The 21,339-nt window shown below is 71.9% G+C and carries 23 protein-coding genes; 12 read left to right on the top strand and 11 right to left on the bottom strand.

Features of this window, described 5'->3' with window-relative positions:
* The first annotated feature begins 47 nt into the window (after positions 1-47).
* Both OG514_RS09445 and OG514_RS09440 read left to right on the top strand, forming a co-directional pair.
* A complete protein-coding gene (locus OG514_RS09445; RefSeq protein ID WP_266892829.1) occupies positions 48-1,082 on the top strand; it encodes a helix-turn-helix domain-containing protein in 1,035 nt (344 codons plus the stop codon).
* Between the two features lie 57 nt (positions 1,083-1,139).
* Positions 1,140-1,634: a YbaK/EbsC family protein gene (locus OG514_RS09440; RefSeq protein ID WP_266892827.1), complete on the top strand. Its 495-nt coding sequence runs from the start codon at positions 1,140-1,142 to the stop codon at positions 1,632-1,634.
* Positions 1,635-1,652: 18 nt separating this feature from the next.
* Here OG514_RS09440 and OG514_RS09435 read toward each other — a convergent pair whose 3' ends face one another.
* A complete protein-coding gene (locus OG514_RS09435) occupies positions 1,653-2,270 on the bottom strand; it encodes a LysE family translocator (protein ID WP_266892825.1) in 618 nt (205 codons plus the stop codon).
* A 109-nt stretch (positions 2,271-2,379) separates the two neighbouring features.
* The gene (locus tag OG514_RS09430) at positions 2,380-3,117 is read right to left on the bottom strand and encodes a 2OG-Fe dioxygenase family protein (RefSeq protein WP_266892823.1); all 738 of its coding nucleotides are present in this window, start codon (positions 3,115-3,117) and stop codon (positions 2,380-2,382) included.
* A 196-nt stretch (positions 3,118-3,313) separates the two neighbouring features.
* Between OG514_RS09430 and OG514_RS09425 the strand changes: the two genes are divergently transcribed.
* Both OG514_RS09425 and OG514_RS09420 read left to right on the top strand, forming a co-directional pair.
* Positions 3,314-4,096: an SDR family NAD(P)-dependent oxidoreductase gene (locus tag OG514_RS09425; protein WP_266892821.1), complete on the top strand. Its 783-nt coding sequence runs from the start codon at positions 3,314-3,316 to the stop codon at positions 4,094-4,096.
* Positions 4,097-4,287: 191 nt separating this feature from the next.
* Positions 4,288-5,289 (top strand): hypothetical protein, encoded by a 1,002-nt coding sequence (locus OG514_RS09420; protein WP_266900802.1) that lies wholly within the window; start codon positions 4,288-4,290, stop codon positions 5,287-5,289.
* A 172-nt stretch (positions 5,290-5,461) separates the two neighbouring features.
* On the opposite strand, the gene OG514_RS09415 is transcribed toward OG514_RS09420, so the two are convergent.
* The 6 genes from OG514_RS09415 to OG514_RS09390 form a co-directional block, all read right to left on the bottom strand.
* Positions 5,462-5,869 (bottom strand): nuclear transport factor 2 family protein, encoded by a 408-nt coding sequence (locus OG514_RS09415; RefSeq protein WP_266892819.1) that lies wholly within the window; start codon positions 5,867-5,869, stop codon positions 5,462-5,464.
* Positions 5,870-6,011: 142 nt separating this feature from the next.
* Positions 6,012-6,863: a DMT family transporter gene (locus OG514_RS09410; RefSeq protein ID WP_266892817.1), complete on the bottom strand. Its 852-nt coding sequence runs from the start codon at positions 6,861-6,863 to the stop codon at positions 6,012-6,014.
* Positions 6,860-7,354 (bottom strand): YbaK/EbsC family protein, encoded by a 495-nt coding sequence (locus OG514_RS09405; RefSeq protein WP_266892815.1) that lies wholly within the window; start codon positions 7,352-7,354, stop codon positions 6,860-6,862. Before OG514_RS09405 ends, OG514_RS09410 begins: the two co-directional genes overlap by 4 nt.
* Before the next feature lie 120 nt (positions 7,355-7,474).
* A complete protein-coding gene (locus OG514_RS09400; RefSeq protein WP_266892813.1) occupies positions 7,475-9,121 on the bottom strand; it encodes a penicillin-binding transpeptidase domain-containing protein in 1,647 nt (548 codons plus the stop codon).
* A 98-nt stretch (positions 9,122-9,219) separates the two neighbouring features.
* On the bottom strand, positions 9,220-10,143 hold the full coding sequence (locus OG514_RS09395; protein ID WP_266892811.1) for a serine hydrolase: 924 nt from the start codon (positions 10,141-10,143) through the stop codon (positions 9,220-9,222).
* A gap of 219 nt (positions 10,144-10,362) precedes the next feature.
* Positions 10,363-12,117 (bottom strand): dolichyl-phosphate-mannose--protein mannosyltransferase, encoded by a 1,755-nt coding sequence (locus tag OG514_RS09390; RefSeq protein ID WP_266892809.1) that lies wholly within the window; start codon positions 12,115-12,117, stop codon positions 10,363-10,365.
* Between the two features lie 52 nt (positions 12,118-12,169).
* Here OG514_RS09390 and rsmI point away from each other — a divergent pair, with 52 nt between their 5' ends.
* From rsmI to OG514_RS09360, 6 genes are all read left to right on the top strand, one after another.
* Positions 12,170-13,057: a 16S rRNA (cytidine(1402)-2'-O)-methyltransferase gene (gene rsmI, locus OG514_RS09385; protein WP_266892807.1), complete on the top strand. Its 888-nt coding sequence runs from the start codon at positions 12,170-12,172 to the stop codon at positions 13,055-13,057.
* Positions 13,058-13,196: 139 nt separating this feature from the next.
* Positions 13,197-13,616, top strand: coding sequence for a hypothetical protein (locus tag OG514_RS09380; RefSeq protein WP_266892805.1), 420 nt, complete (start codon positions 13,197-13,199; stop codon positions 13,614-13,616).
* Positions 13,617-13,689: 73 nt separating this feature from the next.
* Entirely contained in the window at positions 13,690-14,559 is an 870-nt protein-coding gene (locus tag OG514_RS09375) for a TatD family hydrolase (RefSeq protein ID WP_266892803.1), read from the top strand.
* Between the two features lie 121 nt (positions 14,560-14,680).
* Positions 14,681-15,961 carry a resuscitation-promoting factor gene (locus OG514_RS09370; RefSeq protein WP_266892801.1) on the top strand — a complete coding sequence of 427 codons (1,281 nt, stop codon included), beginning with the start codon at positions 14,681-14,683 and terminating at the stop codon, positions 15,959-15,961.
* A 60-nt stretch (positions 15,962-16,021) separates the two neighbouring features.
* Complete coding sequence (gene rsmA / locus OG514_RS09365; RefSeq protein ID WP_266892799.1) at positions 16,022-16,894, top strand: 16S rRNA (adenine(1518)-N(6)/adenine(1519)-N(6))-dimethyltransferase RsmA; 873 nt, start codon at positions 16,022-16,024, stop codon at positions 16,892-16,894.
* Positions 16,891-17,820 (top strand): 4-(cytidine 5'-diphospho)-2-C-methyl-D-erythritol kinase, encoded by a 930-nt coding sequence (locus tag OG514_RS09360; RefSeq protein ID WP_266892797.1) that lies wholly within the window; start codon positions 16,891-16,893, stop codon positions 17,818-17,820. Before rsmA ends, OG514_RS09360 begins: the two co-directional genes overlap by 4 nt.
* Here OG514_RS09360 and OG514_RS09355 read toward each other — a convergent pair.
* A complete protein-coding gene (locus tag OG514_RS09355) occupies positions 17,817-18,812 on the bottom strand; it encodes a hypothetical protein (protein WP_266892795.1) in 996 nt (331 codons plus the stop codon). The two genes, OG514_RS09360 and OG514_RS09355, sit on opposite strands and share 4 nt — an antisense overlap.
* Positions 18,813-19,038: 226 nt before the next feature.
* Between OG514_RS09355 and OG514_RS09350 the strand changes: the two genes are divergently transcribed.
* Together OG514_RS09350 and OG514_RS09345 are read left to right on the top strand one after the other, a co-directional pair.
* Positions 19,039-19,179, top strand: coding sequence for a hypothetical protein (locus tag OG514_RS09350; RefSeq protein WP_266892793.1), 141 nt, complete (start codon positions 19,039-19,041; stop codon positions 19,177-19,179).
* 113 nt (positions 19,180-19,292) lie between these two features.
* Positions 19,293-20,585, top strand: a complete 1,293-nt coding sequence (locus OG514_RS09345; RefSeq protein WP_266892791.1) for an acyltransferase — start codon at positions 19,293-19,295, stop codon at positions 20,583-20,585.
* On the opposite strand, the gene OG514_RS09340 is transcribed toward OG514_RS09345, so the two are convergent.
* Both OG514_RS09340 and OG514_RS09335 read right to left on the bottom strand, forming a co-directional pair.
* Positions 20,572-20,991, bottom strand: a complete 420-nt coding sequence (locus OG514_RS09340) for a PIN domain-containing protein (protein WP_266892789.1) — start codon at positions 20,989-20,991, stop codon at positions 20,572-20,574. The genes OG514_RS09345 and OG514_RS09340 overlap by 14 nt on opposite strands.
* Positions 20,988-21,260, bottom strand: coding sequence for a CopG family transcriptional regulator (locus tag OG514_RS09335; RefSeq protein ID WP_266892787.1), 273 nt, complete (start codon positions 21,258-21,260; stop codon positions 20,988-20,990). Before OG514_RS09335 ends, OG514_RS09340 begins: the two co-directional genes overlap by 4 nt.
* Positions 21,261-21,339 lie beyond the last annotated feature (79 nt).

Genomic DNA, 21,339 nt, shown 5'->3' with positions numbered 1-21,339 from the left:
CCGTTCGGTGGACCAGGCGCACGGGGGCGCATGTGATCGAGATTCCGTTGACGACATCCGAACGCGGGGCCCATGCCCGAGCCGTTCGGATCGCCGACAGCCGGCTCTGGGAGACGTTCGGCAGCATCGGACTGCTGTCCTCGCACCGGGGACTCGCACCCTGGCCGTACACCGACTGGGGCCGGGCCGCACGCCGTTCACTGACGCGGGCCGACGTGACCGTCCCGGGGTGGCTCGTTCACCTCTATCGGGTCAGCGGCGGAAGCCTGCCGTCGTTCCTCCTCCCCGTCCCCTCCTCGGCCGGGCAGGCCGGCCTGGCGGACGAGATCGCCCTCCTCCGCGCCGTGTCCCCGGCCCGCGTACGCGAGGAGCTCAAGCGGTGGTTCCCGCAGGGCGTCCCCGTCGAAGTGCGCCCGCTGCACGCGGATCCCGCGGCGCGGATCGCCGAACTGTGCGCCTTCCTCCCGCGCTACGTACGGGCCGCCCTCGTCCCGTACGAGGCGTCCCTGCGGGCCGTCACGGAGGACGACATCCTGCTCCGCGCCCGGGTGCTCGCCACCCAGGGCCCGGACCGCCTCCTCGGCACCCTGCGCGGGGGCCCCTCCCGGTGCGGTGGCGTCCCGAGGCCGTACGCCGGGACGCCCGGCGGGCTCTCGGCGGCGGCCGACGCCTCCCGACTCGTCCTCGTACCCCTGGTGTTCGGCCGCGGGGCGACCCTCCTCAACTCCGCCCCGAACGGGGTGACGGCCGTGTCGTACCAGGCCGAGGGAGCCGCCGTACTCGCCGGAGAGCCGCCGTCCGGCCGACGGGCCGAAGGCCGGGCCGACGAACCCGCGCGCGGCGACCGGCTGGAGATCCTGCTCGGCCGCAGCCGGGCCGCCGTCGTCCGCGCTCTCGCCGCGCCGACCACGACCTCCGACCTGGCCACGACGCTCGGACTCGCCCCGAGCACCGTCTCCGAACACCTCACGCTGCTGGTGGCCGCGGGCGTGGTGCGCCGGCGCCGGGCCGGCGTACGGGTGCTGTACGAACTGGACGGCTCCGGCGTCGCGTTGCTCAGGCACCTGGACCCACAGGCATAGGGTCGACGCGCCGTCCAACGAAACCATGTGAGAAGTGCCGTAACGAGGAGGAACCACGTGACCGACGCCGGACATGAGACGTACGAGAAGCTGCTTGCCCTGCTCGACGAGCGCGGGGCCGCCTACCGGGTCATCGAGCACGCCCCCGAGGGTGCCACCGAGGCGGTCAGCGCGCTGCGGGGTCACACGCTCGCCGAGGCGGCCAAGTGCATCATCGCCATGGTGAAGATCGGCAAGAAGGAGAAGCGCTTCGCGCTGGTCGTCGTCCCCGGTGACCGGCGGATCGACCTGAACGCGGTGAAGGCCCTGTACGGCGGCACGTACGTCTCCTTCGCCTCCCCGGAGATCGCGGAGGAGCTCGCCGGTTCGCCGAGCGGCACGATCCTGCCGTTCGCCTTCGACGAGCGGCTCGAACTCCTCGTCGACCCCGACCTGTTGGCGCACCCGGAGTTCTACTTCAACGCGGCGAGGCTCGACCGCTCGATCGCCCTGTCGGCGGAGGACTACAAGGCGATCGCCGAGCCGCGCGTGGAGCGCGTCTCCACCGACTGACCTCTCCCCGGCCCGGGATCAGGCCATGGAGGGCGTCAGCGCGAGCACCATCCCCAGACCGACGAGCACGGTCCCGATGACCTTGTTGAGCACGGTCTGCCGCTTCAACAGCCGGGACCGCAGGCTCTGGTTGGAGAAGAGGAGCGCGGCGAGGGCGAACCAGACCAGGTGGGCGAACGACATGAAGAGTCCGTAGCCCACCTGCTGGAAGACGGGGGTGTCGGCGCTGACCACCTGGGTGTACGTGCTCAGCACGAACAGCATCGTCTTCGGGTTGAGCGCGTTCGTCAGAAAACCGGTGCGCAGCGCGCCGGCCTTCGAAAGGCCGGCGCCCTCCGAAAGGTCGATGTCGACCTGCGCCTTGGTGACGAATGTCTTGTACCCGATGTACACGAGATAGGCGGCGCCGATCAGTTTCATCGCCGTGAAAAGCATCGGGGTCCGGGAGACCAGAAGTCCCACGCCCAGCATCGTGTAGGTGACGTGGACGAGAACGCCCAGCGCAATTCCGACGGCCGCGAGAACTCCGGCGGTCCGTCCGTACAGATAACTGTTGCGGACGGTCATCGCGAAATCCGCGCCGGGGCTGATGACAGCCAGAATGGTGATGACCGCCACGGCGATGAGCTGACCCATGTACCCGACTTCCCGCCTTCTCGCTCACGTACTCACTCAAGGGGTGAGCGGGCGCGGGGGAGGCGTTGCCCTCGCAGACACCGCCGCCACCCCGCACCCGCACCTGACATCAGGGCTTGTGACGGTAGGTGATGACCAGCACGTCGCGCGAGGCCGCGGTGGCGGGATCGATCTGCTCGATCGGCGAGACGCCGTGGTAGACCCGCTCGTCGTTGACGAGGGCCAGGTCGAGCGGGTCGGTCAGGGAGAACTTCTCGACCGGCTGCTTGTCCAGGTTGAAGACGGTGCTCTCGCCGCCGGTGGCGTTCGAGCGGCCGACCATCGCCATCAGGACGAAGGTGACACCGTCGCGGTGCACGCCCTCCGGCGTGGGCAGGCCGACCTCCTCGCCGTCGACCTCGATGCGGAACTGGTGGGCCTCGATGTGCCAGCCCGAGTACGGGGCGAGGCGGCCGAATATGTCACATCCGAGGGTGAGCAGGCTGTCCATCGTGCGGCCGCGCAGGATCTGCTCCTCGAACGGCTCGTAGTGCCGGGCCACGCCGCCGTTGAGGTTGTTGTAGTCGAGGCCCTGGTAGTGCGGCTGGTGCTCCTCGACGCGGTAGTCGACGCTCGCCCGCGGCGCGCTCAGCGTGGCGTGCCGGCGACGGCGGTAACGGCCGCCGTCCGCCATGTAGCTGTCGAGCGGCATCCGCGTCCAGCTGTCGCGGAACGGCTCCAGGTCGTCGAGGGCGGTCTCGGACCGCTGGAGGAGAAGCTGCTTCACCTTCTCGCCGGAGATCAGATCGAAGCTCCGGGAGGAAAGGGACTCGGCTATTTCCTCGACGCCGGACTGGTACGAAGACATGGTTTTCCCCCTGATGAAAGCGTGGTCGTCGGCGAAGTAGATCGTGGTATTCGCGCCAGGGGTGTGTCAAAGCCTTTCGGTCCTGGCCGAATTGTTCACCGGAGGGTTTCTCTTCGCTTTTGGCCGGGGGTAATTGATGAACGGGATGTTACGCACGGCTGGCGCGGGACGGGACCCCGATGCTGAGATCGGTCCCATGGACCTCAGGGAACGCTTCGGCGGATACGCGGTACTGATCACCGGCGCGGCGCGCGGCATCGGCGCGGCGAGCGCCCGACGGCTGGCGGCGGAGGGGGCGAAGGTCCTGGTCACGGACGTGGACGAGGAGGCGGCGCGGAAGACGGCGGCGGAGATCCCGGGCGCGGAGTACCGGTACTGCGACGTGAGCGACCAGTCCTCGGTGGACGAGGCGACGGCGTACGCCGTGCGGACCTTCGGAGGGCTGGACGTCCTCGTCAACAACGCGCTCGGCCCGGTCGAGGCCGACCGGGACCGCTTCGAGGACGAGCCGGACAGGGTGTTCACCGTCCAGCACGACGTCACCTTCATGGGCGCGGTCCGCTGCTCCCGGGCGGCGCTGCCGCACCTGGCGGCGGCCGGCGGGCGCGGGGCGATCGTGAACATCGGCTCGGTCAACGCCGAGACGGACTTCGGCAACCACGCATACAGCGCGGCGAAGGCGGGCCTGGCGTCCCTCACGCGCACGCTCGCGGGCGACGCGGCGCCGCGCGGGGTCCGGGTGAACCAGATCAACCCGGGGACGATCGCGACGACGGCCTGGTCGGGCAAGGACCGTGAACTGAGGGCCCTGGCCGACCGGGTCTACCCCCTGTCCCGGGTGGGCACCCCGGAGGACGTGGCGGCGGCGGTCGCCTTCCTGGCCTCGCCGGACGCGTCCTGGATCACCGGCACGGTGCTCCGCGTGGACGGCGGCCTGCTGGCGGTGAACACGCACTTCGCGGAGGTGCTGGGGGACTGAGGTCCCGCCCCGGTGGGCAAAGGCAAAGAAAACGGGCGGCAGGGCAACCCTTCAGGGCGGTGGAGAGTCTCCTGATCGATCACGCAGGTGCTCGCACCCACGAGGAGAACATCATCACCGCCATACGCAAGACCCTCACCGCCACCGCAGTCGTCGGCGCCGTCCTGGTGGGTTCGGCCGCCTGCGGCACGGTGCAGCAGCTGTCCGCCGGGAAGAAGCTCGACCAGGCCTTCGAGAAGCTGGGCAAGCAGAAGTCGATCTCCTTCGAGCTGGACCTGGACGTCGACGCCGCGACCCTCAAGCAGATGGACGCCGAGTCGGACCCGGAGCCCGGCGAGGAGATGCCCGACGAGGCGGCCGAGCTGATCAGCGGCGCGAAGATCAGCGTCACCGTGGAGTCGAAGAAGCCGCTCGACGAGTCCGAGGAGAAGGACTTCGTCGGTGTGGCCGTGAAGGTCGGCACCCCCAGCGGCGACCTCGTCGAGTACCGGGTCGTCGGCGACCACACCTACATCCGGTCCGACGTCGAAGCCCTCGGCAAGGCGATGGGCGCCCCCGTGCCGCCCGCCGACCAGCTGCCCCCGGAGGCCAAGGGCTTCAAGAAGCTGCTGGACGGCGAGTGGGTCACGTTCAACACCGAGGAGATGGAGAAGGCCGGCCAGGAGATGGCCCAGGAGCCCGGCGTCAAGCCGTCGCCCGAGCCCACGCTGGACACCAAGACGGAGAAGAAGCTCCTGGAGGCCCTCCGCGGGGTCATCGCCCGTGAGGTCGACTTCAAGACCGCCGGAGGAGAGGACGGCACCGAGCACATCACCGCCACGGCCCCCTTCCGCACGCTGATCACCGAACTCCTCGGCGAGATCCGTCCGTTCGCCAAGGACCTGCCGCCCGGCATGGGCACGGCCCTGCCGACGGACGCGGACCTGAAGGACGCCCCCGACGCCAAGGTCACCGCCGACTTCACCCTCAAGAACGGCGAGCTGACCGAGGTGCACGTCGACCTCGCCAAGCTGACCGAGAACGCGAAGGTCAAGAAGTTCGGTCTGGCGCTGAAGATGAGCGCGGGCAGCAAGCCCACCGCCCCGGCCGGAGCCTCCGAGCTGAACCTGGAAGAGCTCATGGGCGGCTTCTTCGGCGCCATGATGCAGGACGAGGACCTCGACGAGAGCGGCCTCCCCGGCGAGGGCAGCTAGGGCCGGTCCGGCGGACCGGGCGCAGGGCCAAGGCGGCGATCCGGAAGGGGCCTCATCGCATGGGGGGGCATGGTGACAGCGGCGCGGGGGGCGGTCCAGAGGAACGGAGGGTTCACCGGGCGCCGGGCGCCCGGCGTCCGGAAAGCAGGCGGGCCGCGGTGCTCCGATGTCCTCAGCTCACCAGATCCGGCGCGAAGTAGTCACGCAGCCGGGCGATCTTCCCGTCGCGGATCCGGAAGATCTGCACCAGCGAGACGGACACGTCCTCCCGGTCGCCGTCGAAGACCGTGTCGACCTCGGCGATGAACACGTCGGGATCGGAGGTGGTGTGCAGCACGTATCCCGACTTCTCCAGGTTGGGCGCGCGGTTGTCACTCGCCTGCCGCTCGTAGTACGCCGCCATCACGCTGCGGATCTCCTCGCGACCCACCATCCTGCTCGGGAAGCCGGCACCGGCGGAGATGAGCGGCGCCTCGAAGACGCCGTCTTCGGTGAAGTTCTCGGCGAGGGCGTCGGCGTTCCTCGTGATGGCGCCGGCGTACACGTACCTCTCGAAGATCTGCTGCGGCGTTCGGGACACGTGGCCCTCCTCGTCTCGGACACGGAAGTCCACATCATCCCGGAGCCGGCCGTACGCGGCGGGTCGACACCCTCGGCCGGAAGTGGGGCGCCGTCGGCCCGTGCCGGCGGCGCCCCACCGGGCGTACGTGATGCTCCCCGCCTCAACCCGCGTGCAGCATCAGCCCGATGCCCACCACCATCAGGCCCGCCGCGGCGACCCTCGGGCCGCCGAAGCGTTCCTTGAAGAAGACCGCCCCGATGGCCGCGCCCACGATGATCGAGGACTCCCGGAGCGCCGCGATCGGGGCCAGCGGGGCCTTCGTCTGGGCCCAGAGGACCAGGCTGTACGCGGCCACCGACAGGACCGCGCCCAGGAGGCCCCGGCCCGCGTACGGGCGGAGTTGGGGGAGGAGGGCCGCGCGGCGGGTCCAGAGGGCGTACGCCGGGATCGCCAGGCCCTCCAGGATCATCAGCCACGCGATGTAGCCGAGCGGGGTGTCCGAGGCGCGGACGCCGACGCCGTCGACCACCGTGTAGAGGGCGATCGACAGGCCCGTCGCGCCCGCCGCCAGCAGCGCCGGCCACTGCGGCTGGGACCCCTTGCCCCGGATGCCCCACACCGCGAGGCCCGTCAGGCCCGCGCACGCCACCGCGACGCCGAGCAGCTGCCAGCCGTCCGGTATCTCGTCGACGAAGACGGCCGCCAGGGCCGTCACGGCCAGCGGGGCCGTACCGCGCGCGATCGGGTACATCTGGCCGAAGTCGCCCAGCGTGAACGAGCGCATGAGCAGCACCATGTAGCCCACGTGCAGCAGCGCCGACACCACCAGGTACGGCCACGCCCCCGCCGCCGGCAGCGGTACGAAGAAGGCCGCGACCATGCCGATGAGGGCGCCGCCGCCGGATATCAGCGTGAACGAGAGCAGTTGGTCCTTGATGTGGTGCGCCAGCGCGTTCCAGCTCGCGTGGGTGACGGCGGCGATCAGGACGGCGAGGGTGACGAGCGGGGTCACGCCGAGGGCTCGCGGACGTCGACCAGGGTGCCGCCGGCGTGGGAGACCAGCGTCTTCGGGTCGAGGGCGAAGACCGTGTGCGGATTGCCCGCCGCCGCCCACACCAGCGCGTGGTCGAGCAGGCCACGGTCGGCGAGGACCCGCGTCTCGGTGCGGTGTCCGAACGGAGGGACGCCCCCGATCGCGTACCCCGTGGTCTCCCGGACCGCCCTCGCGTCCGCCCGGGTCACCTTCTCGGCGCCCAGCTCCTCCCGTACGCGCTCGACGTCCACCCGCGAGGCGCCGTCCATCAGCACGAGGACCGGCACCCCGTCGGCCGCGAAGATCAGCGACTTCACGATCTCCGACACCTCGCAGCCGATGGCCTCGGCGGCCTGCTGCGCCGTGCGGGTCTCGTCGGGGAAGCGGCGGATCTCGACGTCGAGGCCCAGTTCGTGGAGTGCGGCGGCGAATCGGGGGTGGGCGAGGGACGTGATGTCGTCAGCGGTCATGGCCCGCACGCTAGCGGTCCGTGTAGGGGGCATGCGACCGACTTCCGCCCCTCGGGCACGGCCCCCGACCGCCCAGGGAGTGTCTTGTCGATCAGCCCGGCCTGATCGACAAGACACTCCCTAGCCCGCCTTCAGCACCCGCGCCACCACCGGCCCCGCCGCGTCGCCCCCGTGGCCGCCTCCCTCGACGATCGCCGCCGCCGCGAGGTCGCCCGAGTAGCCGGTGAACCAGCTGTTGGACGTGGCCTGGCTGCCGACCTCGGCCGAGCCGGTCTTCGCGCCCTTCGGGGACGGCACCCCCGCCATCGCCTCGGCCGCGGTGCCGTTCCCGGTCGTCGCCGCCTTCATCAGCGTGCGCAGCCCCGAGGCGACCTCTTCGGAGAGCGGCTCGGCCTTGGCGAACTCCCGGTCGTCGAGCTCCTTGGCCACCAGATACGGCTGGAGGAAACGGCCGCTCTTCGCGGTCGCGGAGAGCGAGGCGACGTTCAGGGCGCTCATCGTGATCTTGCCCTGGCCGATGTACGAGGCGGCGGACTCGGTGCCCGTCGACTCGGGCACGGAGCCGTTCGACGCCGGGACGCCGATGTTCCACTCCTCGCCGATGCCGAACGAGCGTCGGGCGGTCTCGCCGAGGGCGGTGTCCGCGAGGTCCTTCTTGTCGAGGGGGCCGATCGCCTTGATGAAGGTGGTGTTGCAGGACCGGCTGAAGGCATCGGTGAGGGTGCCGTTGTCGATCTTGAACTTCTTGAGGTTCTCGAAGGTGTAGCCGTACCAGTCGACCGTGGGCGGGCACTCGACGCGGCTGGTCGGCTTGGCCAGACCGTGCTGCATCATCATCGTCGCCGTCACGATCTTCATCGTCGAGCCGGGGGCCTGTGCGCCGCTCAGGGCGGTGTTGAACTCGGTCACCGGGTTGTTCGCGACCGCCCGTATCGCGCCCGTCGACGGTTCGATCGCCGTCACCGAGGTCCGGGCGTAGGACTTGACCGCCTTCTCGGCCGCGGCCTGGACGCCCGCGTCGATGGTGGTCTTCAGGGTGCCGGGCCTGCCCTTGGACAGGACCAGGAGGGTGGTGTCGGGGACGGCCTCGCTGCCCGAGTCGATCCAGGTCTCGGCGCCGGTGGAGCCGCCGACCTTGGAGCCGTACCGCTCGCGCAAGGTGGCGAGGACCGGTCGCAGCGAGGGGTACTTCTCCGCCGTCAGCTCGACGCCGTTGTGGTCGACGGCCTTGATGGTGGCGGTCTTCGCCGCGCCCGTGCGCAGGGTGGCGTCCGCCGTGAGCTTGGGGTGGAGGACGGTCGGCTGCCACTTCACCAGCGGCCGGCCGGTGGTCTGCCCCCGGACCACGGTCAGTTCGGACGCGTACGACAGGTCCTTGGTGACGCCCTCGTACGAGATCGTCGCCTTCACGGTGAACGGCACCGTCGCCCCGACCGCCGCCCCCGGCGTGATCACCGCCTTGGTGACCTTCGCGCCCTCCCGGTACGAGAGGACCGCGGTCCCGGCGGTGACCGGGTCGTTCGTCAGCTGCGCCGCCTTGTCCGACTCCCCGGCGGCCCAGGCGGCCAGGAAGTCCCGAGCGGTGGTCGTGATCTCCTCGCCCGTGACGGGCCCGGTTCTGGGCGAGGAGGGGGAGTCGGACCGGGGGTCCGGGGACGCGTCGCCGCCCGTGACGCCGTTCCAGAGGTTGTAGCCCCCGTAGCCGACCCCGCCCGCCACGACGACGAACACGCTTCCGGCTATCGCGACCTTGGCCCCACTGCGCATGACTGCGTTCCCCTCCCCAGGTGGACCCACGAGTCAAGCAGCGCCCCCTGCGTGTGTCGAGCCACTTCGGTCTTCTCTGTCACACGGAGAGGTGGGCGTCAGCCCTGGGGAACCGCGACGTACGCCTCCTGGGGCGTGATGGTCGGGGCGTACCGCGTCGCGGTGGGAGCGGTCGGGACGAGATCCCGGTGGATCACCTTGGACACGGCCTGAATGGTGGCCACGCCGTAGTTCATCGTGCTGTTGCCGTCGGTGAGCACGGTGATCGTGTAGTCGTGGCCGCCGCCCTTGAACGTGCCGATGCTGTGCACACGCCAGCCGCGCGTGGCGCGCTGCAGCCAGCCGTTCTTGACGTGCACGGCGACGGAGGAGGGTGCGCCGGCGGGGGTCCCCCACCTCTGCGAGGTGACGACCTGGCCCATGAGCTTCTGGATGTAGGCGCGGGAGTTGTCACTCAGGACGGTGTTCCCGGCGGTGATCAGTGAAAGCAGCCGCTGCTCGTCGGTGACGTTGATCCGGGTGAGCCCCCAGTAGCCGCCGGACCCCGGCACCGTCCGCGTCATGCCGGCGGCCGCCAGGAAGCCCTTCACCTTCGTGATGCCGAGCTGGTTCCACAGGGTGGTGGTGGCCGCGTTGTCGGACTTGGTGATCATGGCGGTGGCCAGGCCGGCCTCGCGCGAGGTCAGGTACCGGTTGGTCTTCTTGGCGTCCCAGAGGAGCGTGGCGAGGACGGTCACCTTCACGACGCTGGCCGAGTCGTACGCGGTCGTCGCGCGCAGGGTGCAGGTGGTGTTCGTGGTGCGGTCGCGCAGGCCGACGGCAACGGTACCGGCGCGCGTGGCGAGGGCGGCGGTGATGTCCCTCTGCAGCTTGGCGGCGAGCCCGGCCTTGCCGGACGTGCAGCTGACCTGCGGCGCGGCAGCGGCGGAAGCAGGTGCCGCACCCGCGACGATGGGCACGAGCATCCCGGCGGCAGCCACGGCCGGAAGCACGCGGGCACGCAGAGATATGCGGTGAGTCATGCGGGTCCCCCTGGAAGCGAAACGAACACACCTACGGCGCTCTCGCCTTGTACGACTCCTGAGCGTGCGGATGGTTGTACGAATCCGGTGAACCGGGTGTCGGGGCGCCCCCTGGGCCGAGCCACCGACGGTCGCCGGCGGCCCGGCCCAGGGGGGCCGCCCCCACAACGACCGAGAGGGCGCGACCGTCGGTCGCGCCCTCTCGTCGTCATTCCCCCGCTACACCCAGGTGTCGAGCCACATCCTGTTCCGCCATTGGTCCAGCGGAATGGGCGTGCCGGTGTAGATGGGCCAGAAATAGATGAAATTCCAGACGATGAGAAGGACGATGCAGCCCGCCGCCACCGCGCCGAATGTGCGGCGTCTTTCCGAGGAACCCGCGGGGCCGATGATCGCGCCCAGCATCATCGCCACCGCCAGACACAGGAACGGAACGAAGACCACCGCGTAGAAAAGGAAGATGGTGCGTTCCTGGTAGAGGAACCAGGGGACCCAGCCGGCCGCGATGCCGCAGGCGATCGCGCCCGCGCGCCAGTCGCGGCGGAAGGCCCAGCGCCAGAGGATGTACAGGATCGCGAAGCAGGCGGCCCACCAGAGGAGCGGGGTGCCTAGGGCCAGGACCTCTGCCGCGCACTTCTCCTTCGCGGTCGCCGGGCAGCCGGCGGTGCCGGGGGCGGGGGACTCGTAGAAGTAGGAGACCGGGCGGCCGAGGACGATCCAGGACCAGGGGTTCGACTCGTACGTGTGGGGCGAGGTCAGGCCCACGTGGAAGCTGTACACCTCGGACTCGTAGTGCCAGAGGCTGCGCAGCCACTGCGGCAGCCAGCCCCAGGTCCCGCTGCCGTCCAGCTTGTCCTGGTCGGCGGCCCAGTTCCGGAAGTAGCCCTTGTCGCTGACGATCCAGCCGGTCCAGGTCACCAGATAGGTGACGATCGCCACCGGGACCACCGACACGAACGCCGGGACCAGATCCTTCTTGATCACCGCGAGGTACGGGCGGACCGCGCCGGCCGTACGGCGACCGCCGACGTCCCACAGCACCGTCATCAGGCCGAAGCCCACCATGACGTACAGGCCGTTCCACTTGGTCGCCGCCGCCAGGCCCAGCATCACACCGGCCGCGATCCGCCACGGCCGCCACCCGAGCCGCAGCGACTCCGCGATCTCCGCGTCGGGGCGAAGCACGCCCTCCTCGTCCTCCGGGAGCGCGCCCGCGAGCCGTTTCCGGGTCCGGTCGCGGTCGAGGACCAGACAGGCGAAGGCCGCGAGCACGAAGAACATCAGCACCTGGTCGAGGAGCGCCGTGCGGCTCATCACGAAGTGCAGTCCGTCGACGGCGAGCAGCAGACCCGCCAGACAGCCCAGGAAGGTGGAACGGAACAGGCGCCGGCCGATCCGGCACAGCATCAGGACCGACAGCGTGCCGAGCAGCGCCACCATGAAGCGCCAGCCGAGCGGCTCGAAGCCGATCAGCTTCTCGCCGAGACCGATGACCCACTTGCCCATCGGGGGATGCACGACATAGCCGGGGTCGGTCGGCACGAGCACCGAGCCGGGGTCCCTGAGGACCGTCTTGTCGATGTCCTTCGGCCACGCCCCCTCGTACCCCTGGTTGATCAGGGCCCAGGAGTCCTTGGCGTAGTACGTCTCGTCGAATATCACCGCGTTCGGCTTGCCGAGGTTCCAGAACCTCAGCAGCCCCGCGACCGCCGTGACCAGGAGCGGACCGCCCCAGGCCATCAGCCGCCACAGCCGCTCGGCCCGGTCGGGGCCGATGCCGAGCAGCGACATCAGGCGCTTGGACGGGCGGACGTACGAGGGGACGAGCCGCTCGCGCAGCCCGATGGGCGCGGCGCTTCCGGCGGGCGGCGCATAGCCGAAACGCCGCAGCCGCTTCTGCCACGAAGAGGGCTCTGCCACGGGCTCTGCCATGGGGTGCTGGCCCTCCAGGGCCTCGGGTGCGGTACTGGTCACCGCGCCATCGTAGGGAACGCGCCTGTGCGCGTCGCCTCTCCGGGCTGGGAGGATGGGCCGTGTGACAGGAACGCTGGTACTCGCAGGGACCCCCATCGGTGACATCGCGGACGCTCCGCCCCGACTCGCCACCGAACTGGAGAACGCGGACATCGTGGCCGCCGAGGACACCCGGAGGCTGCGCGGACTGACCCGCGCCCTGGGCATCCACACGACGGGCAAGGTCGTCTCCTACTTCGAGGGCAACGAATCCGCCCGTACGCCGGAGCTGGTCGAGGCCCTGGTCGGCGGCGCCCGGGTGCTGCTCGTGACCGACGCGGGCATGCCGTCCGTCTCGGACCCGGGCTACCGGCTCGTCGCCGCCGCCGTCGAGCAGGACATCAAGGTGACGGCCGTCCCCGGCCCGTCCGCCGTCCTCACCGCGCTCGCCCTCTCCGGTCTGCCCGTGGACCGCTTCTGCTTCGAGGGCTTCCTGCCCAGGAAGGCGGGCGAGCGCCTCGGTCGGCTGCGCGAGGTCGCCGACGAGCGCCGCACCCTCGTCTACTTCGAGGCCCCGCACCGGCTCGACGACACCCTCGCCGCGATGGCCGAGGTCTTCGGCGCCGAGCGCCGGGCCGCCGTCTGCCGCGAGCTGACCAAGACGTACGAGGAGGTCAAGCGCGGCCCGCTGGCCGAGCTCGCGGCCTGGGCGGCCGAGGGCGTACGCGGCGAGATCACCGTCGTCGTCGAGGGCGCCCCGGAGACCGGACCCGCCGAACTCGACGCCGAGGAGCTGGTGCGCAGGGTGCGGGTGCGCGAGGAGGCGGGCGAGCGGCGCAAGGAGGCGATCGCCGCCGTCGCCGCCGACGCGGGGCTTCCCAAACGAGAGGTGTTCGATGCAGTCGTGGCGGCAAAGAATGCGGCTGGACCGGGCCCCGGAAACGGTAAAGGACTAATCTGAAAGGCAAAGCCGAACCCGGCGCCGGGACTCTTCGCAGGGCCCTTGGCAAGGGAAGAGCCAAAAGCCTTCCATGGTTCGACCCGCGCTGATGCGCTCCGGCCCGAAAAGGCGTCCACTGGATCAGTGGAGAGGAGCTGGCATGACCGAGATCACCGGCACCGGCATTTCCGTCGCTCATGAGGCGTACGCCTTCGCCTGCATGCGCTGTGGATACGGCTGGGAGCAGGCGTACGACATCGAGCACCACGTCGACGCCGCCGGCCACGAATTCGTCGTCTACAAGGCTGACGGGGAGCGGGTCCCGTCCCCGCTGTCCAGCCCCACCTGCATGAACTGCGGCGGCCACGTCGTCCGCATCATGCGCGCGGGGCAGGTGTCGTCGGTGCTCGACCTGATCGCCGCGACGGAGAAGCACCAGCAGGGGGCGCGGGCCACCAAGCCCGTCTCGATGGCCGGTCCCATCGGTCAGGAGCTGACCGAGGACGGCTCCGAGCAGCCCCCGGTGCCGCACCACTGGCACCTGTCCGACCTCCTGCACCCCTTCAGGCGCCGCCCGTAGCGCCGCCCACGGGGATCCACGGCCCCGAGACACCCCGCGCGCCCGCACTCGTGACCCTCGTACGATCGGGGTCATGAGTGCCAAGGACGCCCCGCCGCCGCTGCCCGAACCCCTCCTCGTGGAGGTCGCGGACTCGCACACCCACCTGGACCTCCAGTCCGGGACCGTCGAGGAGGCACTGGTCAAGGCCGCCGCCGTCGGAGTGACCACGGTCGTGCAGGTCGGCTGTGACGTGAAGGGCTCCCAGTGGGCCGCGGAGGCCGCCGCCGCCCACGAGCACGTGCACGCCGCCGTCGCCCTGCACCCCAACGAAGCCCCCCGCATCGTCCTCGGCGACCCCGACGGATGGTCCCGGCAGGGCGCCCGCGAGGGCGGCGGAGACGCGGCCCTCGACGACGCGCTCTCCGAGATCGACCGGCTCGCCGCCCTCCCGTACGTCCGCGGCGTGGGCGAGACCGGCCTCGACTTCTTCCGTACGGGCCCCGAGGGCATCGCCGCGCAGGAGCGTTCCTTCCGCGCCCACATCGAGATCGCCAAGCGGCACGGCAAGGCGCTCGTCATCCACGACCGCGAGGCCCACGCCGACGTGCTGCGCGTCCTGGACGAGGAGGGCGCCCCCGAGCGGACCGTCTTCCACTGCTACTCCGGCGACGCCGCCATGGCCGAGATCTGCGCCGCCAAGGGCTACTACATGTCCTTCGCCGGCAACGTCACCTTCAAGAACGCCCAGCACCTGCGCGACGCGCTCGCCGTCGCCCCGCTCGACCTCGTCCTCGTCGAGACCGACGCCCCCTTCCTCACCCCGGCGCCCTACCGGGGCCGCCCCAACGCCCCGTACCTGATCCCGGTCACCCTCCGGGCGATGGCGGAGGTCCGCGGGATCGGGGAGAACGAGCTGGCCGAGGCGATCGCCGTGAACACGGCCCGCGCTTTCGACTACTGAGACGGTTGGTTACTGAGACGGTGAACCGGTCGGGACAGGCGCCCCGCGATCCATAACGATTACGTGTAGTAGTCGCGTCGACCGTCAGGGTGACCGCCGCCGGGGCTAGTGTCCCGGCCTCGTGAGCACTTCCCAGGGCAGTCACCGCGCCGGACGGCGGGGCGCGGCCGTCCCCGTCCACGAACAGCCCACCCAGGTGGCGCCCCTCGTCGCCCCCGCCCCGGGCGCCGCGCCCGGCCTCGTCCCCGGGCAGGGCACCCGGGCCGGGTCCCGGCGCGCCGCCCGCCGCCGCAAGGCGTCCGGGCCCGCCGGGGAGGGGCTGCGCAGGCTCGTCCCGCAAGCCCTCGTCGTCGCCTTCCTCGCCGGCGGCACCAGCGCCTTCGTCGCCGACGACAAGGCCGTCCGGCTCTCCGTCGACGGTGTCCCGCGCACCCTCCACACCTTCGCCGACGACATCGACGAGCTGCTCGCCGACGAGGGCGTGGCCGTCGGTGACCACGACATCGTCGCCCCCGCCCCCGCGGAGGCCCTGGCCAGCGGCGACGAGATCGTCGTCCGGTACGGGCGGCCCGTCGCCCTCACCCTCGACGGGCAGCGCCGCCAGGTGTGGACGACCGCCCGGACCGTCGAGGGCGCGCTGCGTCAGCTCGGGGTCCGCGCGGAGGGCGCGTACCTGTCGGTCTCCCGCGGCGCCCCCATCTCCCGTCAGGGCCTCGCCCTCGACGTACGGACCGAGCGGACGGTGACCTTCCTCGCCGACGGGCGCGAGCGGACCGTCCGGACGAACGCCGCCACCGTCCGCGAGGCCCTCGCCGAGGCCGGGATCACGCTCTCCGCGCAGGACGCCACCTCCGTCACCCCCGGCTCCTTCCCGCGCGACGGCCAGACGGTGAACGTGCTGCGGATCACCGGCTCCCGGCAGGTGCGGGAGGAGGCCATCCCGTACGCCGTGGAGCGGACCCGCGACCCGGAACTGTTCACCGGCACCGAGGTCGTCGCACGGCAGGGCGCGGCCGGCGTCCGCCGTGTCACGTACAGCCTGCGCACGGTCAACGGCGTCAAGCAGAGACCTCGCCGGATCGGCGAGGAGATCGTCCGCGAACCCGTCAGCCGCCAGGTCCGGGTCGGCACGAAACCGATGCCCACCTCCGTCGTCGGCGCCGACGGCCTCGACTGGGGCGCGCTCGCCGCCTGCGAGTCCGGCGGCCGGCCGAACGCCGTCGACCCCTCGGGGACGTACGGCGGGCTCTACCAGTTCGACCCCGGCACCTGGCGCTCCCTCGGCGGCAGCGGCACCGCGCAGGACGCGCCCGCCGCCGAGCAGACGTTCCGGGCGAAGAAGCTGTACGTCCAGCGGGGGGCGAGCCCCTGGCCCCACTGCGGGCGGCGGCTGCACGGGTGAGACGGGGTGGGACGGGGTGAGTCGTAGGGATGCCCCACCGGTGGCCCGTAGGCTGTACCGGTGAGCACCACCACCGGCCCCGAAAGCCCCGACGCCCTCCTCGGCCCCGCCGACATCCGTGAACTGGCCGCCGCCCTCGGCGTGCGCCCCACGAAGCAGAAGGGCCAGAACTTCGTCATCGACGCCAACACCGTCCGGCGGATCGTCCGCACGGCCGGAGTGCGGCCCGACGACGTCGTCGTGGAGGTGGGGCCCGGACTCGGCTCCCTCACCCTGGCCCTCCTGGAGGCCGCGGACCGGGTGACGGCCGTCGAGATCGACGACGTGCTCGCCGCTGCGCTGCCCGCCACGATCGCCGCCCGCATGCCCGCGCGCGCCGACCGCTTCGCGCTCGTGCACTCCGACGCCATGCACGTCCAGGAGCTGCCGGGCCCGGCGCCGACCGCGCTCGTCGCCAACCTGCCGTACAACGTCGCCGTGCCGGTCCTGCTCCACATGCTGGAGCGGTTCCCGAGCATCGAGCGGACCCTCGTCATGGTCCAGGCCGAGGTCGCCGACCGGCTGGCCGCCAAGCCGGGCAACAAGGTGTACGGCGTGCCGTCGGTGAAGGCCAACTGGTACGCGGAGGTCAAGCGCGCCGGGTCCATCGGCCGCAACGTGTTCTGGCCCGCGCCGAACGTCGACTCCGGTCTGGTGTCCCTGGTCCGCCGCACCGAGCCGCTCGCGACCACCGCCACCCGGCAGGAGGTCTTCGCGGTCGTCGACGCGGCCTTCGCGCAGCGCCGCAAGACCCTGCGCGCGGCCCTCGCTACCTGGGCGGGTTCGCCCGCGGCGGCGGAGGAGGCCCTGGTGAAGGCCGGGATCTCGCCGCAGGCGCGCGGCGAGGCGCTGACGGTGGAGGAGTTCGCCCGGATCGCGGAGGCCAAGGCGTGACCGCCACGTCCACCGCCACGTCCACCGCTACGGGAAGCGTCACCGTCCGCGTCCCCGCCAAGGTCAACGTCCAGCTGGCGGTGGGCGCGGCCCGCCCCGACGGCTTCCACGACCTGGCCAACGTCTTCCTCGCGGTCTCCCTCCACGACGAGGTCACCGCGACCCCGGCCGACGGGCTGACCGTCACCTGCGAGGGCCCCGACGCCGACAAGGTGCCGCTCGACCGCACCAACCTGGCCGCGCGGGCCGCCGAGCTGCTCGCCGCCCGGCACGGCATCTCCCCGGACGTGCACCTGCACATCGCCAAGGACATCCCGGTCGCCGGCGGCATGGCCGGCGGCAGCGCGGACGGCGCGGGCGCCCTGCTCGCCTGCGACGCGCTGTGGGGTCTGGACTCCTCCCGCGAGGAACTCCTGGAGATCTGCGCGGAGCTCGGCAGCGACGTGCCCTTCAGCCTGGTCGGCGGGGCGGCGCTCGGCACCGGGCGCGGCGAGAAGCTGACGGAGCTGCCGGTCGGCGGCGGCTTCCACTGGGTGTTCGCCGTCGCCGACGGGGGGCTCTCGACCCCGGCGGTGTACGGCGAGTTCGACCGGCTCACCTCGGGCGTCGAGGTCCCCGAGCCGGCCGCCTCCCCGGTCCTCCTGGACGCCCTGCGCACCGGCGACACGTCCGCGCTCGCGGGCGCCCTCGCCAACGACCTCCAGGCGGCGGCGCTCTCCCTGCGCCCGTCGCTCGCCGAGACCCTGACGGCGGGCACGGAGGCGGGCGCGCTCGCGGCCCTGGTCTCCGGCTCGGGCCCGACGACGGCGTTCCTGGTGAAGGACGCGGAGGCCGCCGAGACGGTCGCCGCCGCCCTGATCGCCTCGGGAACCTGCCGCACGGCGCGCGTGGCGACGTCGCCGGCGCCGGGCGCCGCGGTCCTCTAGAGCCGGTTCCCGGAGTTCTGGAGCTTGTTCTTGGAGATCCGGGCCAGGAGCAGGTTCGGGTCCGGGTCCTGCGTGTTGAAGAAGGCCGCGCTGTTCACGTAGACGGTCTTGGCACGCACCGCGACCGAGGTCGGGTTGTCGAGCCCGTCCGTCCGGGTGAGCACGGTCTTGTGGGTGCCGTCGGGCCGTACGAGCTCCAGCTCGTCGACCTGGTTCAGCGCGGCGAGGACCGTGTCGCCGTGTCCGGTGAAGGCGAAGTCGTCGATGGACGTGAGGCCGGTCGACCGGGTCTCGATCGGGCCGGCCGCGTGGTCGGGACCGGACCCGTTCGGGATGCGCAGCAGGGTCGCGCGGGCCGTGTTGGACACCCAGACGGCATCGTGGTGGACCTTGAGGCCGTTGGCGCCGAACGCGATCTGCTCGGTGGGTTCGAGCGCGGCCCCGGTGGCCCAGGCCGTGGGCGTGCCGCCGGTCACCGGGAGGGACCACACCGTGCCGAGCCCCGAGTCGGCGGTGTAGAGGGTGCCGCACTCCTCGTCGAGGGCGAGCCCGTTGGGGAAGGCGTCCGCCGGGAAGAACCCGATCTGCTCCGGCTCGCCACCGCCGGGCGCGATGCGCCAGACGCCGGTCTGCTCCTTGCCGGTGACGTAGGTGACGTACAGGGTGCCGTCGTGGGCGCGGGCGATGCCCAGGACCACGGCCCCGCCGACCGGGGTCTGCGCGCCGGGCACCTCGGGCAGGGTGGCGAGGATCGTCGTGTCGCCCTCCTCGGTGACGCGGGCCACCTGACGGGCGAAGGCGAAGGTGATGTCGGCGGAGCCGTCGGGTTCGAGGGCGATGTTCTCCGCGTTCTGCCCGGCGGCGAAGTCGAAGTGGGCGACGACGCGGGGGTCGGACACGGTCGGGTCCCCGCCCGACGCGGGGCCCGCCGCGAGCACGGCGAGGGCGGCGGTGGCGGTGGCGACGGCGGCGAGGCGTGGGTGTCTCGTCATGGGTCTCTCCTTCGGGGGAGCTCGGGGGCGGTGGCCCGAGGAGAACTTGACGGGTCGCCGGTGGCGGGGTCCGGCAGCCATGGCCGAGGGGTCGCCCGCGTGGCCGACGGCATGGGGCCGGTTGGCACTGTGCCCGGGGGCCGGGAGGCCCGTACTCACCCCGTCCGAGGGCGGCGCGTGCCACCACGGGACCGTTCGCTCGAACTGGCCTGTGGGGGGGCGTCATATGAAGTGGACGGGCTTCTGGCACTGGTTCGCGCTCACTGGCCTCTTACTCGGGCCCATCGGCTGCTACCGGTCCGCCTCGCTCGCCTGGCTGGAGTGGCGCGACCGGCGTCCTCCGTCGGACCTGGGCTCCGGAGCCTGAACGTCCACCGGACGCGCCGCCGCGGCGCCCGGCGGACCACAGGGCCGTACTCACCCGGCAGTTGAGTACCCGCACCCTGTCGCCCGGCCGGGCCCCCGCGGGACCGTACGGACATGGGATTCAGCGCGCGTGAGCTCGCCGCCGCCACGCCGGCGAGCCGGGACCGGTACGTCGATCTGCTTCGGGTCGCCTCGCTCGGCGTCGTGGTGCTCGGACACTGGCTGATGGCGGCCGTCACCGGCGACGGGCAGGTCGGCAACCTGCTCGCCGTCGTGCCCGAACTCCAGGTGGTGACCTGGGTGTTCCAGGTGATGCCGGTGTTCTTCTTCGTCGGGGGCTTCTCGCACGCCCTCGCCCACCGCTCCCGCCCGCAGTACGCGGCCTTCCTGCGGGCCCGGCTCCAGCGGCTGCTGCGGCCGACGATGGTCTTCGTGGGTGTCTGGGGCGCCGCCGCGCTCGTGCTGCAGCTCTCGGGGGCGGACGGGGGGCTCACCGGGGTCGCCCTGCGGCTCGTCACGCAGCCGCTCTGGTTCATCGGGATCTATCTGGCGATGGTCGCCTTCACACCGCCGCTGCTGCGGCTGCACGAGCGGTGGGGGTGGGGCGCGTTCGCGGCGCTCGCGGGCGGCGCGGTCGCGGTGGACGTGCTGCGGTTCGCCGCGGACGTCCCGTTCGTCGAGTTCCTCAACTTCGCCTTCGTGTGGCTCGCGGTCCACCAGCTCGGCTTCCTGCGCGCCGACGGCATGATCCGCCGCCCGGCCCTGCTGGCCGGCGCGGGCCTGGTCGGTGCGACGGCGCTGGTCGCCCTGGGGCCGTATCCGCTGTCGATGGTGGGGATGCCCGGCGAGAAGGTCTCCAACATGGCCCCGCCGACGCTCGCCCTGCTCTGCCACGGACTCTGGCTGGTCGGCGCGGTCGAGCTGCTCAGGGGCCCGGGGGCGCGGCTCGTCGCCCGCGCCGGGGTGTGGCGCGCGGTGGTCGCCGCCAACGGGATCGCGATGACGGCGTTCCTCTGGCACCTGACGGCGATGCTCGGGGTGTACGGGGCGATGCTCGGGCTCGGTGCGGAGCTGCCGGCCCCGGCGTCGGCCGCCTGGTGGGCGCAGGTCCCACTGCGGTTCGCCGCGGCCGGTCTGCTGACGGCACTGCTGGTCGCGGTGTTCCGCCGCTTCGAGGCGCCGGTGCCGGCGGCCCCGTCGACCGGGAGGGGCGGTCCCGGCGCAGCCCTCGGGATCACGCTGGCGCTCTTCGGCGTCCTCGGTCTCTCCCTGACGGGCTTCGTCGGGCTGCTCGACGGTCACGCGGCGACCCTGATCGCCGTCCCGGTCACGGCGCCCGAGGCCGTCGGTCTCGCGCTGGCGGGGTGGCTGCTGGTGGAGCGGGCGGGGCGGATCAGATCGCGATGACGGTCGCCCGGCCTCCGCAGAGGGTGAGGAGATCCTCCGGGGCGGACGTGAGTACGGTGACCGGCCCCGGGGCCGAGAGGGCCGTCGCGGCGACCATCGCGTCGATGGCGTACTTGTGGCCGTGCAGCCCGGCTTCGCCGAGCAGGGCCGCCGCGTGGCGCGCGATGGCGGCGGTCACGGGTTCGACGACGATGCGGGACAGGGTCCATTCCAGCGCGGCCCGGTTGATGCGGGGGTGCATCACCTCCACCAGCGTGGCCGCGCTCGTCACGACCCGCAGGTCGTCGGCGCGGGCGAGAGCGAGCCAGCCCGTGACCTCGCGGTCACGCAGGACGGCCCTGGCGAGTCCCTCGCTGTCGAGCACCAGGGTGCCGCCGGGTGCGGCTTCGGCGCGGGGCGGCGTCACGCCGCACTCGACCGGCCGGGTGCCGTCCCGCTCTGTGCCTCGCGTGCCTGCCGCAGCTGCTCGCGCCGTGCCTGGACCTCCTCGTCCGTGACGGGCCCGTGCTCGGCCTCGGCGACGGCGATGAGCTCGTTGAGGTCGTCCCGTTCCATCTGACGGGCGACGGCGGCGGCGACGTAGGCCGAGAGCCCGGAGGGGCCTCCGCGCGCGCGTGCCGCTTCCGCGAGGTCCCGGGGCATGCTGATCGAGTACTTCTGGGTGGGCTCGCTCATGCTCCTCATGCTACCGCTGATGCCACCCGTCGGGCGGGAAGGGCCCGGCGACGTACCCTGGGACGTCGATCGATCCCCC

Origin of the sequence: Streptomyces sp. NBC_00572, assembly GCF_026341815.1 — a bacterium.
Taxonomy (GTDB): Bacteria; Actinomycetota; Actinomycetes; order Streptomycetales; family Streptomycetaceae; genus Streptomyces.
Note: the sequence above shows the minus strand (reverse complement) of the source record. Positions and strands in the feature narration are given on the sequence as shown.